The following is a 15731-nucleotide window of genomic DNA, read 5'->3' on the forward strand; positions in this document are numbered from 1 at the left end:
CACGCTGCGTGCGCGGCACGGTGGGGCTTCTGGTCGACGGTCCGCGGAGGCCGGGCGTACGGATCGTGACTGATGCCTGCCAAGTCCGCGCTGTTCCGGCCGGGCGACGGCCCGATACGGAGCCGCTGTTGGCGCTGTAAGCCGCCACCGCCCGGCGCCGGCGCAGACGACGGGAGCGATCTGGCGCGGGCTGCGGCTGCCGGCGACGGACTGCACGTGCCGGGCTGCCGGTGACAGTCGCGCCACGCCGGGGGACGCACCCTCCGGAGGCGGAGCACCTCGGGGGGTGCCACGGCGTGGCATGGCCGCCCTGTCAGTTCTGGAGTTCCCCGAGCCAGCGCAGCGCGCTCCGGCTCGGCAGGAAGCAGTACTCGCCGCCGCGGGTGACGACGAAGCGCGGCAGTGGGGTGAGGCGCCGTCGCAGCGGCCGCCGGGGAATGGTGAGGCCGGTGACTCCGTCGTGCGATCCGGTGACGGGGTCTTTGGAGTTGCCCGCGCCGAAGAAGACGCCGTCGTTCATCCATTCCGACTGGACGAACTCGAACTGCCTCCCGAGGTGGGCTCCGATGAACGCGAACATCAGGCCGCGATCGGCCCCGTCGTCCTCCAGACCCCCCTCGGGCAGCGGCGGTCCGTAGACGGCGCCGCGTCTGATCATGCGGTGCAGTCGCACTTCTCCTGCCACCGAGGCGTCGCGGGGGTTGGCCCGGCGGATGTGGCAGCCGCCGGGCGTGATGAATCCCGCCGGATCGTCCCGCTCGTACAGGAACGTGTTGCGGCGGTCCTGGTCGGTACCGAGAGCGGGGTCGTCGTGCTGCGGACTGAGCGCGAGGGGGGCTCCGCTGCGCCAGCGCCCCATGATCTTGGCCGCGAGCAGTTCCTCGTCTTCGGGGGAAGTGGCGTTGTCCCGCAGATAGCGCCGGAACGCGGCGACGTCCTGGTGGAGCTTGCGGAAGACCGCGTAGCTGCCGTTGCGCCCCAGCACCTCCGGCTGCGGGGTCTGGAGACCGCCGATCTCGTCCCGGTAGCCGAGCACGAACTCCCCCGCCTTCAGCGGCAGCTCCAGGCGGTTCGACCCGGCGATGCCGCTTCCTTCGACGGCTGGATGGCTGACGCCGTCGCGATAGCCGAAATGCTCGGACTCGGTGGGCAGCGCGTAACAGTCCTGCCGCCAGATCGCGGTCACACCGGATAGGTGGTCGTACGCGGGGCGGGCCCGATCGAGGGCCGCCTCCAGCCGTTGGGGGTCAGGCGCGACTGCCGTGAGCACCACATGGACATCGGGCGTGCCCAGCGGCGCTTCCCAGTGCTCGGGGCTGCTCTCGCCGACATCGCCCAGTGTTTTGGCCCGGGCGGCCATCCCCTGCCGGAACTCCCAGGCGAATGTGTCCAGCGATACGCGCGGCACACCCAGGGCCTCCAGACCGTGGCAGGAGACCGCGACACTGACCCACGTGTCCCCCCGAGGGCTGACCGAGTCGGCGGCGGAGGTCACCACCGCGCTCGCGCGCCGCATCAGCTCCCGCCCGTCCGCCCGGTCATCGACGCGGAACACAAGGTAGGTCGCCGCGTAGGGTGTCGGCCGAGGGCTGAGAACCCCGCGCTGAATATCGTCGAGTTCCAACGCGACTTGCGTAGGCCCGCTCACGGTCGCCTCCCTGCGGCGCTACCTCGTCACGAGGTTCCGCCAGAATCTCCGCAGACTTTCGTCGCCGCCGAACAGCGAACTGAAGATCGTGGAGTCCGCCAGCAGCAGATCTCCGGCCCGCTCACCGCTCGGAGGCATCCACAGGAACATGTTGAACTCGGTGTTGCCGGCCTCGGTGAACGGATGCGGCCTCGATGTGTCGATCGGCTGCCTGGCCAGCACGTGGATGACATCCGGCTCGTCGGTCGTCACGGCGTAATGCGGCAGGTGCATATGGAAGTTGAAGTTGGTCACCCCTTCCAGCCATCCTTTCGCGTCCAGGTCCCTCACCGTGGAGAGCGGGGCGATCTCGTTCTTCTCCCGCACCGCGGGGCGCAGTCCGTAACGGTTCTCGACCGGCACCGCGAGGCCCTGCATCAAGCCCCGGACGTAGGTGGCGAATCGCTGCTGGCGGGGGACCAGGCGATCTCCGTGATGGTGGTATTCCACGTCCCGCACGGCCAGATCGTCCGATGCCCCGACGTCATGGTGAGGCCCCAGGACCAGACAGGCGTCCTCCCGGCCGAGGAAGGCCCGCAGTGCCTCAACCTCTTCGGGCCGAGCCTCCTGCCCGGTGACCATGTGGTCCAGCCCGAACACGAAGAGAGTGTCGGTGTCGGCCAGTACGCGTTCGTCGAGCGGGGTCCGGAATCCGGCCTGGTCGATGCGCTGATACACGGGGACGGGGTGCCCGGTGACCTCCTCGACGAACTGCTGGAACGGCACCCAGGCCCAGAAGAACAATTCCAGCGATCCGGCGATGCCCTGCTGGAATTGCAACGGGTCGGACCACTTCGGATCCTCGTAGGCAGGCCACGCCACCCGCCTGACCTCCGTCATTGTGGAGAACCGATTGTCCAGCTCAGCCGGATTTCTGCCCGCCTCGGCCGGATAGCTCCACGAGACGTAGATGCTCACCCGTCGCCGACCAGGGGTGTATTCGCGCGGAACGTGGTTCTGGTTGTAGGTGCGCGCGGTCCTGATCTCGCTCATCTCGTCTCCGATCCACAATGGGACAAGCACACGACAGCCCGTTCTCACTGCAACTGGTCGAGCATCTCCGACAGGGCATCCTTGATCCGCAGAGCCTTCTTGATCTCATCAGCGGACACGTACGGGTACTCCCCGTACTCGATGAAGCTCGGACAGTGGTGTTCGCGCACGAACCTGATGAACGCCTCGGGGTTGGTCCGCCAGTCCTCGGGAAATCCTTCGAGGTTCTCGAAGGCCGTGTTCACCCCGGCCTTGCCGAAGAGCGCGATGGCGTCCTCGGTGTACTTGTCGAAGTCGGTATCGAAGATCCCCTGATACATGAAGCGCGTGTCGTCGTCGAAGAGCACCCAGCGCAGGTAGTGCAACTTCAGTGGCGCGAGGAGATAGGGGTCTTCCTCCAGAGCCTCGGCCAGAGCGTGGCCGTAGGCACGCATCGCGTCGGCCCGGCCCGGCTTGACCTTCGCAACGATGGTGAACCCGTAACACGCCGGTGTCTTCGGAAACACGGGGCCGTATTTCCCCTGCTCGAGTAGGTCGATCTCGGGGATGACGGCCGCCTGCGGCTTGATCTCCATGCCCGCTCCTCCCGCCATCTGTCGGCCGGGAACAATCCCCCCAATCTTCCCACGCAGCAGGTCCATCCGCCTCATGAGCACTGTCATGAACCGGGTAGCGCGTGCGGGCAGCACCAGCAGCCTTGTCGGAGCCTGCCGCAGAAGTGGTCGAGGGCAGTTCGAGAGACTTGTCCACATAGAGACGGAAGGTGCCGTGCGGGTTGATGTGCGACCGGAACACGACGGTCGGTCCCCGCTGGTCCTCACGGACAGCTTCTTCGCCCGAGCCGGTTCGGCGAGGACCTGCTGCCGCATCACCGTGTTCATGCGGCCGGGGCACTTCGGAGAAGATGGGGAGTCGGCATGCCGGTCTCGGCATGCTCCTTGTCAGGTCCGGCCCGCGCACCGTCCTTGCCGTAGTGCGGCACGGTGTTCACGCTGTTCCGGTCCTCCACGACCTGGAGCCCGCCGTGGGTCTGCGTGCGCAGGTCCGGGCCGACCGGGTAGTCGCAGGCGAGGGTCGTTCGGACCACGCGTCCCAGCTCTTCGAGCGCGGTTGCCCCACCCGTGGTGATCACGGGTGGGGCAACAGGTGGCTGGCCGGGCGGGCCCCTGTTGCGGGAGACCGCCCGGACCGGACCGTGTGGTTACCGGACGTCGTAGGCGCGGGTGATGGTCTGGGTGACCGCGTTGCCGTTGGCGTCGGTGAAGGTGGCCTTCGTCATGACCTGCTTGCCGGACGCGCCGGTGTGGTCGAGGACGGCCGTCCACTTGCCGTCCTGCTGCTCGGTCGGCGCCTGGGTCCACGTGGTGCCGCCGTCGTAGGAGTAGGACAGCGAGGCCGCCGTGATCGCGCCCGGGGTGTACCCGGCGTGGCCCTCGACCGACAGGCCGACCTTGATGCCGCTCTGCGCGGGCAGGGTGTTCATGCCGTCCACCGGCAGGTCGTACGCCGGGTGGAGGATCGGCAGGCCGCGGGAGTAGACGTCCGGCTCCCGGTGGGAGCGGAAACTCCAGGTGGTGTCGGCGGCAGTGGAGCGCAGCCAGTTGCGGTCGCCCGTGTAGATCTTCTCCAGGTGCTGGGTGAGCTCGTACGCGGAGTCCTCGTCCGGCACCTCGAACACGCCGTACGGATAGGCGAGTCTGCCGATCTCCTCACCGTTGCGCTTCAGCGACATCTTGCCGATGTCGCCGAAGGAACCGCCGTAGGTCCAGTGGTCGCCGGAGCCGTCGACCCAAAGCGCGTTCTGGATGCCGAACAGGTTGCCCTGCCGCTCGGCGGCCAGCATCAGGTTGCCGTCGGCATCGCGCGCCGCGCCCGGCCGCAGGGGGCCGCCGTACCATTCCTCGGCGCTCCGCTGTCCGGCCTTGTAGGTGCGATCGTGGTCGTCCATGAACGCGGCGAACGGGAAGCTCGTCATCGCGCCGTGGTACCAGGCGTCGTCGCCGGTCGTGTAGTAGGCGGTGCGGGTACCGGGCACGTGGACCGTCTGGTACAGGCTCACGGGGATCTGGGAGGAGCTGCTCCCGGAGGGACGGAGGAACAGCGCGTCGATGTAGTCGGCCTCCTTGCCCATGGCATGCCACGTCTCGGTGACCTGGGCCAGCCGGGAGTCATTCGGCTGGTAGGCCTGGTCGGAGTGCAGCGGGCCCTCGGTCGGGAACGACAGGTTGTAGACGTAGGACGAGCCGTCCTCGGAGCCGGTCGCGCGCCAGGTGGGCCGGAACACGAAGGTGCCCTTCTGAGCGCGCCCGTCGATGTCTGCGTAGAACTTCTTCACGGCGCCGCCGGCCGTGAGTGTTCCGCTGAGCTGCCAGGTGTCGTCCCACGTGCGGGCGTAGTTCAACGTGGTGCCCTGCAGCGTCGAGGGGCGGTTGGTGTGCAGGCTCAGCTGGTGGGCCTTGCGGGCGTCGAGGACGACGGTGGTGTCCTTGGTGATCCGCAGCTGCGGGTTCGCGAGGTAGCTGACCGATTCGAGCGTGTTGCTCGCGTCGGACGTCGCCACGAAGCTGCTGAGGGCGTAGTCGCCCGGGCGCACACGGTAGGTCTGCTCGGGCGCGCCCGCGTTGGTGCGGCGCTCGCCCTCGTCGGAGTCGATGCTGGCGACGTCCAGGGATGAGGTGCCGGTCGCGGGCTTGCCGTTGCGGTCGACGACCTTGACCCGGAGGGTGACCGTCTCCGGCTGGACGTAGAGGGTGACGGGCACGGAGACGTGCACATCGCCGCCGGTGGCCAGGATCCGGCCGGTGACCGCACCGTACTGGGCGGGCTTCAGACGGGCGGTGGGGTCGATCTGCAGCGGCACCTGAGCGGTGGCCCCCGCCGGGACCGTCACCTTGTTCTCCTGCGGCTTGATGATTCCGGAGGTGACGTCGCTGCCGTCGTTGCCGTGCACACCGCTCAGCTTCAGATGGAGCGTCAGGTCGCTGTCGCTGGTGTTGGTGAAGGGCACCTGCACGGTGGTGCGGTCCGACGCGTCCTGCGGCCAGTTGTAGCTGCCGGCCTGGACAGCCGGCGCGGAGAGCGCCTTCTGGTTCACCGCGCCGAACACGTCGAGTACCCCACCGCCGGTCTGGTCGGCGCCGGCGACCTTGCCGCCGGTGCGGGCGGAGGAGACCAGGGCAGCCTTGATCTGCTGCGCGGTCCAGTCCGGGTGCGCCTGGCGGACGACAGCCGCAGCGCCCGCGACATGCGGGGTGGCCATGGAGGTGCCCGACATCGTCCGGTACGCATAGACGCCGCGGCCGCCCGCGGCCGCCGCCGAGATGTCGACGCCGGGGGCGGCGATCTCGGGCTTGAGGGTGTGGGTGACGGCCACCGGACCGCGGCTGGAGAACTGCGCGGTGGTGTCGTCGCGGTCGACGGCGCCCACGGTCAGCACGCCGGGCACGCACCCGGGCGAGGAGACGGTCTCGGCGCCCGGGCCGGAGTTGCCGGCGGCGACGACGAACAGGGTGTGCTTGTTCTTCGACAGCTCCTGCGTGGCCTGGGCCATCGGGTCGTTGCAGTCGCCGATCCTGGGGTTGCCCAGGCTCATGGAGACGACGTCGGCCTTCTGGTCGACGGCCCACTGCATACCCGCGATGATCCAGGAGTCCAGGCCAGAGCCCGCGTCGTTGAGGACCTTGCCGATGAGCAGGGAGGAACCGGGGGCGACGCCCTTCTTGCGGCCATCACTGGCCGCTCCGGACCCGCCGACCGTGGAGGCGGTGTGAGTGCCGTGACCCTGCCGGTCGTCGGTGGTCTTGGAGTCCGTGAAGTTCTTGGCCTCGGCGATCCGGTTCACCAGGTCCGGGTGCTCGGCATCCGCGCCCGTGTCCAGCACGGCGACCTTGGTGCCCTTGCCGTCGTAGCCGGCCGCCCACGCCTCCGGCGCGTGCACCTGCTTGGTGGACCGGTCCAGCGTGGCCTCGACCTTGCCGTCCAGCCACAGCTTCTTCAGCGTGGAGCCGGAACGTGAGCGGGTGTCGGTGACGTCCTGCCAGAAGGCGGCGGCGGTGTCCTTGCCTGCCTTGAGCGCGACGCCGTCCACAGCGGGGAGGCTCAGGCCCCGCTCGGACCCGCGAGGGGCTGCCGGCGCGCTGTCGGCAACGTTCACACTGTTCTGGTAAGTGGCAATGAGCGGCAGCGTGTCGGTATGTGTGTCGTCGTATCCCTGACGGATGAGCCCGGTGACATTGAACAGCTGCTCGTCGACCTTGCCCTGAGCGATCGCCTGAGAGGCGCCCTCCGGGTAGACGTAGAGGTCCTTGCCCCTCTGATAGGTCTGCACCATCGGCTGTGTGCCGTCCTTGCGGGGCAGCACCGCCGCTGAGCTGCGACCCGACGTGTCCGTGGTCACCATCACCTTGTCGCCGGTGACGAGCGTGACCGTCACCTGCTTGCCACCCTTTGTTGCGGTCCCGCCGCCGACGATGGGCTTCCCCGCGGCACCGTCAGGCGGGGTATCCGCCGCCCCGGAAGGCGTGACCGCCGTGACGGCCAGGACGGCGGCGGTCGCCGTGCCCAAGGCCATACGCGTTATGGAACGCATGAATCTCCCTATTCGAGCCATGAACGTTTGCCAAACTGCGGCTGCAGCCTGTCAGACGTGCGGATTGAGTGGGGATGCCGCGCGTGACGGGTTTCCCGCATGGCGGATTTCCGCCATGCGGCCACATCCATGGCATCGACGGCGCTCCGGACGCGGGAGGGGGATCCGCCGTTCCGACCTCATCCCGGATGATCTCGCCAGGGGGACGGGCACGTTCCGGTACTCCTGCCCCACAGCAGGCTGCGGTTTCCTCTTCGGCATACCGGAAGTCGCGATGCTGACGGGAGACTCGGTCGGGCATCTGCCGACAAGCGACACACATAGCCCCCTCGTCCCTCAGAGGGAGGGGCAGGTCACAGCCAACCCGCGCGTGCGGCGTGCCAGCCGAGTTGCAGGCGCGAATCCGCTCCGGCGAGGTCCATGAGGCGACGCGTCCGTCGCTCCACAGTGCGTATGGAGACGCCGAGTTGGGAAGCCGCCCGCCGGTCGGAGATCCCTGCCAGTAGCAGTGCGAGGACCTCAAGTTCCCCCTCGGTCGGCTGCTGATCGCCTGCCGGCTCCGCGCGCACACCCGTGGCGGTGGTGTACAGCGGCCGGGCCTGGGCCCATTCCTTCTCGAACAGCTGGACCAGGGCCGTCAGCAGGCCGCTGCGGTGCACCACGATCGCGCTCGGCTCGCCGCCGCAGTCCGCCATGTCCAGTGGCACCATGGCGCGCTCCCGGTCCGACACGATCATCTTCAGCGGCAGCGAGTCGACCAGGCGAAGCTCGATGCCCGCCGTGATGCCCGCCCGTGCGTCCTTCGCCATGCCAGGACCGTCAAGATAGTCCTTGGCAGCCACGACCCGGAAGTCGACTCCGCGGTCCAGCGCGGAACTCTCCGACATGTCGGCATCCTCGCGCTGCACCGCTATGGGCTCGCCGACGAGGAAGACCAGCAACTCCCGCTGGGCGCCGCGCTGCAGTTGGTGGAAGCGGTGCGCCACCTGCTCCACGCCGACGACCACCTCCACGACGCTGCCGGCAGGGTGTGCGGCGGTACTGCGGTACTGCTCGGTCAGCATCGAGAACGCGGTCTCGGCCCGGTGCAGTGCATTGCGCTGCTCGACGAGGAACGGGGCCAGGGCCACTGAGGGGGGCGTGAGCCGGTAGCGGGCGGGCCGGCAACCGGCTCCACAGTCAGCCGAGTCGGGTGTCCCGCTCCCGGCCTCGCCGACGACCGCCACCAGGCCACGTGTCGTCAGGTCGAGCAGGATGCGGGTGGTCTCGGCCTTCTCGAGTCCGGTCTGCCGGGCGAGGTCCTGCGCGGAGGCTGTCGGGCGGGCCAGCAGTGCCGTGTAGATGGCCTCTTCAGCCGGGCTCAGTCCCAGTGCCTGCAGCATCCAGTCCTCCCTCGGGCGGCCGCCGGGTCTGTCCTCGGCGCAGCTCGGACGGACCGAGCGGATTTTCCTGATCCGGACCCTATCCGGCTGTCAGGCTGTCGCCACCGACTGCTGTCCGCTCTGCATGCCATGTACCTGCACGGAATGCCGGTCGCCGGGCAAAAGACAGCGTCCGGCGGGGCGCGGCCAACCCACGACCGATCCTGCCTACGGTACGGGGGAGTGCACCATCTGCCCCGGAGGTCCCGTGCCCCGTAAGCATCCGAAGAAGCTCGCCGGCCCTGTTGAGGCCATCGAACCACCTCGCGACGCCGAAGTAGTGGTCGCCGTAGCATCAGTGACGGTTCTGGTGGTGGCCCTGGGGGCCCTGTCAGAGTCTCCGGTGTGGCTTCTCGGGCTCCTTGTATTCCTGCCGGCAGCGGCGTCAGCGCTGTGCACCGTGCGCCAGACGAAGTTCGTGTCTACGTGGACCACGTTCGTGGTCATCGTCACCATGCTTGTCCGGCACGGTGACGGGCGGCCGTGGCTCGACAGGATCCTTATGATGGTGCTCACCCTCGTCCTGGGTGCGGCCTCAGTCTACGCATGCCACCGTCGTATCAGCCGCGAGCAGGAGACGCTGCGGCTGCGCTCCACCGCTGCCGCGATGCAGCGCCACATCCTGCGCCCTCTGCCCATGCTCACCGACGACGTCCTGGTCGACGGCGTGTACGAGCCTGTACAGGAGGACCGGCTCATTGGCGGCGACATCTACGACGTCGTCGTCTCTCCGTGGGGCACCCGGGTGCTGATCGGCGACGTCCAGGGCAAGGGCCTGCCTGCGGTCGGCGCCGCTTTCGCCGTCATCGGCACCTTCCGTGCGACAGCCCACAGAGAGCCCACCCTTACCGCGCTCGTCGATGCCCTGGATGCCTCTGTCGTACAGCACAACTCCTACGCAGCACAGGCCGGCGACGACGAACGGTTCGTCACAGCGCTCATCGTCAACGTCGACGCGCACGAAGAGGTACAAGCCATCAACTGCGGACACGTCTTGCCGCAGGTGCTGCAAGACGCCACCGTCATCACGCCGGCCCTCACATCCGGCGTCCCCCTGGGCCTCGCCGAACTCGCCGCCGAACCCGCGACCGTCGACTGGTTCGCCTTCCCGCCCGGCGCGACACTGCTGCTGACCACAGATGGGCTCACCGAGACCCGCGCTGCGGACGGCACGTTCTACCCCGTCACCGAAAGCCTCACCCAGCGCGTATCACTCTCGCCTACCGAGCTGCCGCGTGCTCTTTACGACGACGCGCGCGCGTTCGCCGGGGAGGGCGACCAGCACGACGATGTGGCGATCCTGTCCGTGCGACGGTCACCGTACCGCTGAGTCCGTCACCGCCACACCGCGGAACCGACCACTATTCGCGTCGGGCCGGTACCTGGAATTCCTCGGCATCGCCGCCGCCCTCTGCCGCTACAGACGATTCCTCCGGCGCTCTGGATCATCAAGAACGGCCGTCTGGTAAGAAGCAACGCATGATGACCTTGTTCCACCGCCGAGTCGTGCCGGTGCTGCTGCTCGGCCAGGTCGCGTACGTCGCCCTGCTGGAGCTGGCGTTCACTTTGGTGCCCGACACCGCGGAGATCGACCACACCGATCCCAGCACCTCCTCCGGCGTGCTGTACGCGCTGCTGGTCTCTGTGGCCCTCCTGGCCGTGATCGGCGGAGCCGCACTGCTGGGCTCGGCACGGGTCAGGGAGAGGACACCGCGTGCGCTGCACGTGGGCTGGCTCACCCTGCTCGGACTCGGTGAGCTGGCCATCGCCGTGATGTTCCTGAGAACGGTCGCCACCGGGGCCTCGGGCCCGGACACCCTGATCGGCGTGCTGGCAAGCGTGGCGAGCTGCGCAGTCGCATGGTCGTGTCTGACCGAAACGGGCGCGGTGCTGCGACGCACTCCGGCCTGAGCCGGGTCGGGCGGAGCCTGCACCGGCTCCGCCCGGCCTGCTTGCTCACAGCGAACGACTGCGGGACCGACCACAGGGCCACGCGAAGCAATGCACGTCTCAGGGCCGGAGCATGAAGCCTGCCTGCCCCAACACCCCACCCACGTCCGGAGATCCAAACAGTGCCTGGTGGGCCCCGCTCGGGGACGATGCCTACGGCATGCCGGGAAGCCGGACCGTGACGAGGAGACCGCCGGCGGTGTGGGGGACGAGGTCGAGGGTCCCGTCGTGGGCGCGGACGATGCTGTGCACGATGGCAAGGCCGAGGCCGACGCCGACGTGCTCGTCGGTGCGTACGCGTTCGGTTCCGCGCCGGAAGGGTTCGGTGAGGGTCGGCACCAGTTCCGGTGGGAGCGGATGACCCGTGTTCTCGACCCGCACCACGCTCGCGTCGCCCTGCGCTTCGGTGTGGACCGTCACGGTGCCGCCGGCGGGGAGGTTGTGGACGATGGCGTTCTGGACAAGGTTCGTCACCATCCGCAGCAGGAGCTCCGCGGAGCCGCTGGTCCGGGCCGCCCCGCCGGTGACGTCGAGCGTGATCCCGCGCTGTTCGGCGAGGGGAAACAGCGTTTCGGCGGTCTCTTCAGCGACGAGGGAGAGGTCGACGCTCTCGCGGGTGAAGTTCCCGCGGTCGCTGCGGCTGAGCAGCAGGAGAGCCTGGGTGAGGTCGATCGCCCGCGTATTGACAGTCTGCAGGCGTTCGAAGAGTTCGCCCCGGTCCCGCGTGGGGTCCTTGCGGGCGACGTCGAGGAGCGTCCGCGAGATGGCCAGCGGGGTGCGCAGTTCGTGGGAGGCGTTCGCGGCGAACCTCTGCTGCTCGGCGACGTGGGACTCAACTTGTTCGAGCATGGTGTCGAAAGCGTCGGCGAGTTCACGGAATTCGTCCTGGCGGCCCTTCATGCGGATCCGGTGGGACAGCGATCCGTTCCCGGCCATCCGTGCCGCGGCCGTGATCTGTGTGAGCGGTGCGAGCATCCGACCGGCGAGGATCCATCCCCCGACGAAGCCGAACACGAGGAGCACGACCATCGCCACGGCCGCGGCGGGGGCGAAGGTACGTACAAGGAGGTAGCGGTTGGGCGCGATCCCGAGAAGGCCCTTGGGGGTGTCGGGTACGTAGCGCAGCAGGAACACCCACACCACGGCCAGCAGGAGAGCGCCGGCGACGGCGAGGAACCCGGCGTAGCTGAGGGTGAGTTTCAGTCGGGCGCTTAGTCCTGGGCGTCTATGCATGCGTACTGCCGGGGGCGATGGTGTCCATACGGGTGTCGATGCGGTAGCCGACGCCGGGCACCGTGGCGATGATCCATGGTTCGCCGAGCCGTTTGCGCAGTGCGGAGACGATGATGCGGACGGCGTTGGTGAAGGGGTCGGCGTTCTCGTCCCAGGCCCGTTCCAGCAGCTCTTCGGTGCTGACGACCCCGCCTTCGGCGGCGACGAGGACTTCCAGCACGGCGAACTGTTTGCGGGTGAGCGCGACGTAGCGTCCGTCGCGGAAGACCTCCCGGCGGAAGGGGTCGAGCCGCAGGCCCGCGATCTCGCGGACCGGGGGCCGGGCGTACGCGCGTCTGCGGTCGAGCGCCCGCAGACGCATGACGAGCTCCCGCAGCTCGAACGGTTTGGTGAGGTAGTCGTCGGCGCCGAGCTCGAACCCGGAAACCTTGTCGTCAATCCGGTCGGCAGCGGTGAGCATGAGGATCGGGATGCCGCTGCCGGAGGCGACGATGCGCCGGGCGACCTCGTCGCCGGAGGGGCCGGGAATGTCGCGGTCGAGGACCGCGAGGTCGTAGGAGTTGACGTTGAGCAGTTCCAGGGCGGAGTCGCCGTCGCCGGCGATGTCGGCGGCGATCGCCTCCAGCCGCAGACCGTCACGGACGGCCTCGGCCAGGTAGGGCTCGTCCTCCACGATCAGTACGCGCATGTCTGAAGCCTAAGCAGCACAACATATCGCCGACGTATGCGAAGACGTGGGCACACCGGACACACGACTCAGCCTGCCGGTGCCGGTGCCGGCGCGGGGCGAGGCTGGTCCGACGGCGCTTCCGCCGTAGCGCGCCACCAGCGGCGCGTCGCCAGCGCGGCCAGCACGGCGCCGGCGGCGTTGACCAGTACATCGTCCACGGAGGACACCCGGTCCAGCCGCAGAACGTACTGTGCTGTTTCGACCAGGGCCGAGCAGCCCGCCCCGAGCGCCAGGATCCGCGGCACGGACGCCAGCGCCGCGAACCGCATCGGGGCGAAGGACCCCAGCGCTGCGAAGATCAGCAGGTTGCCGACGATCCCGGCCGGCCCCATCGTGAGCAGGTCCCGCAGCGGTACCAGGCTCACCCGGCCGGGGACGGTGCCGGCCCCGGCGCCCGGCAACATGGTCATCCATAGGAACGGCACCGTCCCGTGGACCATGCCCACCTCGGCCAGCGACATCCGCCACGCCGATGTGACGCCGGCGGCACGCCGACGGCGCGCCAGAGCCCACGCCACCAGCACGGCCAACGGCAGCGCGACCAACGTAATGAGCACCACACCATTGAACGTACCGAAGCAGCCGTGCCACCGCCCGGCCATGCACATCGGAGCGGACATCATGAGCGGCCGCCGCACGACGAACGCGGCGCTCGCCACGCCAAGGACCGCCAGGCCGAGGAGCACGATCCTGCGCGTGCCGCGGGGCGGTGCTGACAGGGCTGCGTTGTGGTTCATGCCCCCATTGGAGACGGAGGGCCGTTGCGGTGGCGTATGCGATTTTCGATACGCCCGCGATACACGGAATCCCCGGCATCGAGGAACTGGCGCAAGCCGGCAGTGAGATGGTCCCGCCGCTGGTGATCGCATCGGCCCAGCTCCTGCAGGTGCTGGACGACTCGTCCGTGAACATCGCACTGCCGAGCATCCAGGACGAGCTCGCCAGGGAAGAGGAACCCGGCACCGGCCCTCGGAGAGTGCCTGCGGCTCCCAGGTGAACCACAGCACTCGTTCGGGAGCCTGGTGGCCGGGCCACCGTCGATGACCGAGTTCCGGTACTCGAAACGAGTGGGACGGTCGGGTCCCGTCACCAAGTGGGCAGCGGGGTGTACTGCCGTGCCTCAGTAGCCCTCCCCCGTCGAGGGGGACCGTCGAGCGCCTGGATCGCCTGCTGTTGTTCGGCCTCCGTCAACTTGGCGAACGACTGCGTCATTGCGTTCAGGCTTTCGTCCCTGCTCCGAGTCACCGCTCACCTGCGAGATCGAGATCGCGATTGTCCTGGCCCTGAGCAACGTCCGTTGCCTCGCTGCGGCGCCAAGGGTGCGCGATCGGGGCAGCCACGGACCGCCACCAGGGATCGAGGGGAAGCGATCCCGCGGGTTCGAAGGGCTCGCCCGGCCGGGGAAATGCGGCCGGCTGCTCGGCTTCCTCGGCGGCATCCTTGGTCCACTCGCCGGGCTCTGCCCACGGGTGCATGGCGAGGGTGAAGGTGGCCCAGTGGATGGGCATCATGACGCCGTGCGGCTTGCCCCCTTGCAGGTCAAGGTGCGCCTGGATCCCCTGAGCGGGCGTCATATGTATATCGGGCCACCCACCGGGGAGTGGGGTACAGTCCGTGTGGTTCTTGGGCCAGTACTCGGAATAAGCCCCGATCTGGATCATCGTCGCGTCGAACGGGCCGTGTTCGGCGCCGATGTCCTCGAAGCCGGGGAAATAGCCGGTGTCGCCGCTGTGGTAGATCCGGTGTTCGGGTCCTGCGACGGCCCAGGACGCCCAGAGCGTGTGCTGCTGGTTGCGCAGGCCGCGGCCGCAGAAGTGCCGGGCCGGGGTGGCGGTGAGACTGATCCCGGCGATCTTCGTCGTCTCGTTCCAGTCCAGTTCGCGCATCCGGTCGGTGGGCACGCCCCACCGCTCCAGGTGGGCGCCGACGCCGAGCGGGACGGCGAACACCGTGTCCGTGCCCGCGAGGGCCTTGATCGTCGGCAGATCGAGGTGGTCGTAATGATCGTGGGAGATCACCACCGCGTCGACGGGGCCGAGCGCGGCCAACGGCAGCGGCACGGGGTGCAACCGCTTGGGCCCGGCGAAGGCGAAGGGCGAACAGCGTTCGCCCCACACCGGGTCGAAGAGCACCCGCCGGCCGTCGATCTCGGCGAGCACGCTGGAATGCCCCATCCAGGTGAGCCGCAGCCCGGTGGCGGGCGGCTCGGCGAGGTCGGCGTAGGTGGTGGCGTGCACGGGCACGGTGCCGGTCGGGGCCCTGCGCGCCCGCTCGTCCTTGCGGAAGTAGACCTTCGCGAACTCCAGGGTGGATCCGGACGGCCTGGTCCGTGCCCCCACGGGGTTCTGGAAGACGCCGTCGGCGAAGTTGGGTGAGCGGCGGATGCGCTCCATGCGGGCACCGCCCGGATCGGCGCCGAACGCGGCGGGGCGCAGCGAACGCAGCCGGGTGCGGAGTGGAGGCAAGGGATCAGCGCCGTTCACAGCATCTCCTGAGGGAGTCGGTGTCGTCTCATTATGGGCGGGGGGTACGACAGTGCGAGCGGAACGGCCGACGGGCCGGCCGCCGGACCGTTCCCCGTCAGCCACGCGGCTGCCCGTACGCGTGCTCGATGCGCAGTCGCAGCACGACCCGGCGGTCGCGGACCATGGCACTGCGGTAGTCGTCCCAGTCGGGGTGTTCGCCCTGGACGTCGCGGTAGAGCGTGATCAGCTCCTCCACCGTCGCGTCGTGCGGATCGGCGGCGACCGGGGACAGCTCGGCCGTGCCGTCCACGACCGTCCACGCCCAGCGGTCCGCACTGGTGACGTGGTAGCTCGCCCGTGCGTCGCGGCGGAGGTTCTTCGTCTTCGCGCGGTCCTCGGTGATCGAGACGCGGACGACGCGCTCCTCGGGATAGTAGAAGTGGTTGACATTGGACAGCTGGGGCCTGCCGTCGCGCCTGAGCGTCACGAGCACTCCGCCGCTCTCCTCGCCGAGCAGCCCGAGCAGCGCTTCCTGCTGTGCGTCGATTCCCGTCATGCCGGATCCAACGTCCACACCCGCCACAGGATTCCGGAACGGCCGCACTTCCGTGTCACGTCCGAGAGGTCCCCGTCCGTCACACCCGTGAACGCAGCCCGCCGACGG

General features: G+C 68.9%; 14 protein-coding genes. 3 read left to right on the forward strand and 11 right to left on the reverse strand.

All coding sequences use genetic code 11. The features are described 5' to 3' along the window. Positions 1 to 313: 313 nt before the first annotated feature. The 6 genes from ACFU8Q_RS01720 to ACFU8Q_RS01745 all read right to left on the reverse strand — a co-directional run bounded on the left by ACFU8Q_RS01720 (position 314) and on the right by ACFU8Q_RS01745 (position 8650). Entirely contained in the window at positions 314 to 1648 is a 1335-nt protein-coding gene (locus ACFU8Q_RS01720) for a Dyp-type peroxidase (RefSeq protein WP_384446648.1), read from the reverse strand. An 18-nt stretch (positions 1649 to 1666) separates the two neighbouring features. Continuing rightward, the gene (locus tag ACFU8Q_RS01725; RefSeq protein WP_384446650.1) at positions 1667 to 2680 is read right to left on the reverse strand and encodes a hypothetical protein; all 1014 of its coding nucleotides are present in this window, start codon (positions 2678 to 2680) and stop codon (positions 1667 to 1669) included. A gap of 44 nt (positions 2681 to 2724) precedes the next feature. Further along, positions 2725 to 3255: a hypothetical protein gene (locus ACFU8Q_RS01730; RefSeq protein WP_384446652.1), complete on the reverse strand. Its 531-nt coding sequence runs from the start codon at positions 3253 to 3255 to the stop codon at positions 2725 to 2727. A gap of 302 nt (positions 3256 to 3557) precedes the next feature. Further along, the gene (locus tag ACFU8Q_RS01735) at positions 3558 to 3812 is read right to left on the reverse strand and encodes a Tn3 family transposase (RefSeq protein ID WP_384446654.1); all 255 of its coding nucleotides are present in this window, start codon (positions 3810 to 3812) and stop codon (positions 3558 to 3560) included. A 69-nt stretch (positions 3813 to 3881) separates the two neighbouring features. After that, positions 3882 to 7268: a S8 family serine peptidase gene (locus ACFU8Q_RS01740; protein WP_384446655.1), complete on the reverse strand. Its 3387-nt coding sequence runs from the start codon at positions 7266 to 7268 to the stop codon at positions 3882 to 3884. Positions 7269 to 7621: 353 nt separating this feature from the next. Further along, a complete protein-coding gene (locus ACFU8Q_RS01745; RefSeq protein ID WP_384446657.1) occupies positions 7622 to 8650 on the reverse strand; it encodes a helix-turn-helix domain-containing protein in 1029 nt (342 codons plus the stop codon). A gap of 247 nt (positions 8651 to 8897) precedes the next feature. Between ACFU8Q_RS01745 and ACFU8Q_RS01750 the strand changes: the two genes are divergently transcribed. Both ACFU8Q_RS01750 and ACFU8Q_RS01755 read left to right on the forward strand, forming a co-directional pair. Beyond that, the gene (locus ACFU8Q_RS01750) at positions 8898 to 10019 is read left to right on the forward strand and encodes a PP2C family protein-serine/threonine phosphatase (protein WP_384446659.1); all 1122 of its coding nucleotides are present in this window, start codon (positions 8898 to 8900) and stop codon (positions 10017 to 10019) included. Positions 10020 to 10168: 149 nt separating this feature from the next. Continuing rightward, positions 10169 to 10600: a hypothetical protein gene (locus ACFU8Q_RS01755; protein WP_384446661.1), complete on the forward strand. Its 432-nt coding sequence runs from the start codon at positions 10169 to 10171 to the stop codon at positions 10598 to 10600. 192 nt (positions 10601 to 10792) lie between these two features. On the opposite strand, the gene ACFU8Q_RS01760 is transcribed toward ACFU8Q_RS01755, so the two are convergent. From ACFU8Q_RS01760 to ACFU8Q_RS01770, 3 genes are all read right to left on the reverse strand, one after another. Further along, the gene (locus tag ACFU8Q_RS01760) at positions 10793 to 11872 is read right to left on the reverse strand and encodes a sensor histidine kinase (protein WP_384446663.1); all 1080 of its coding nucleotides are present in this window, start codon (positions 11870 to 11872) and stop codon (positions 10793 to 10795) included. Further along, complete coding sequence (locus tag ACFU8Q_RS01765) at positions 11865 to 12560, reverse strand: response regulator transcription factor (protein WP_384446665.1); 696 nt, start codon at positions 12558 to 12560, stop codon at positions 11865 to 11867. Before ACFU8Q_RS01765 ends, ACFU8Q_RS01760 begins: the two co-directional genes overlap by 8 nt. Before the next feature lie 68 nt (positions 12561 to 12628). Beyond that, positions 12629 to 13339 carry a VanZ family protein gene (locus ACFU8Q_RS01770; RefSeq protein WP_384446667.1) on the reverse strand — a complete coding sequence of 237 codons (711 nt, stop codon included), beginning with the start codon at positions 13337 to 13339 and terminating at the stop codon, positions 12629 to 12631. Between the two features lie 29 nt (positions 13340 to 13368). On the opposite strand from ACFU8Q_RS01770, the gene ACFU8Q_RS01775 reads away from it, so the two are divergent. Beyond that, positions 13369 to 13599, forward strand: coding sequence for a hypothetical protein (locus ACFU8Q_RS01775; protein WP_384446669.1), 231 nt, complete (start codon positions 13369 to 13371; stop codon positions 13597 to 13599). Positions 13600 to 13843: 244 nt separating this feature from the next. On the opposite strand, the gene ACFU8Q_RS01780 is transcribed toward ACFU8Q_RS01775, so the two are convergent. Beyond that, on the reverse strand, positions 13844 to 15085 hold the full coding sequence (locus tag ACFU8Q_RS01780; RefSeq protein ID WP_384446670.1) for an MBL fold metallo-hydrolase: 1242 nt from the start codon (positions 15083 to 15085) through the stop codon (positions 13844 to 13846). Positions 15086 to 15182: 97 nt separating this feature from the next. After that, entirely contained in the window at positions 15183 to 15623 is a 441-nt protein-coding gene (locus tag ACFU8Q_RS01785) for a PPOX class F420-dependent oxidoreductase (protein ID WP_384446672.1), read from the reverse strand. Between the last annotated feature and the right edge of the window lie 108 nt (positions 15624 to 15731).

Origin of the sequence: Streptomyces sp. NPDC057543, from assembly GCF_042801895.1 — a bacterium.
Classification (GTDB): domain Bacteria; phylum Actinomycetota; class Actinomycetes; order Streptomycetales; family Streptomycetaceae; genus Streptomyces.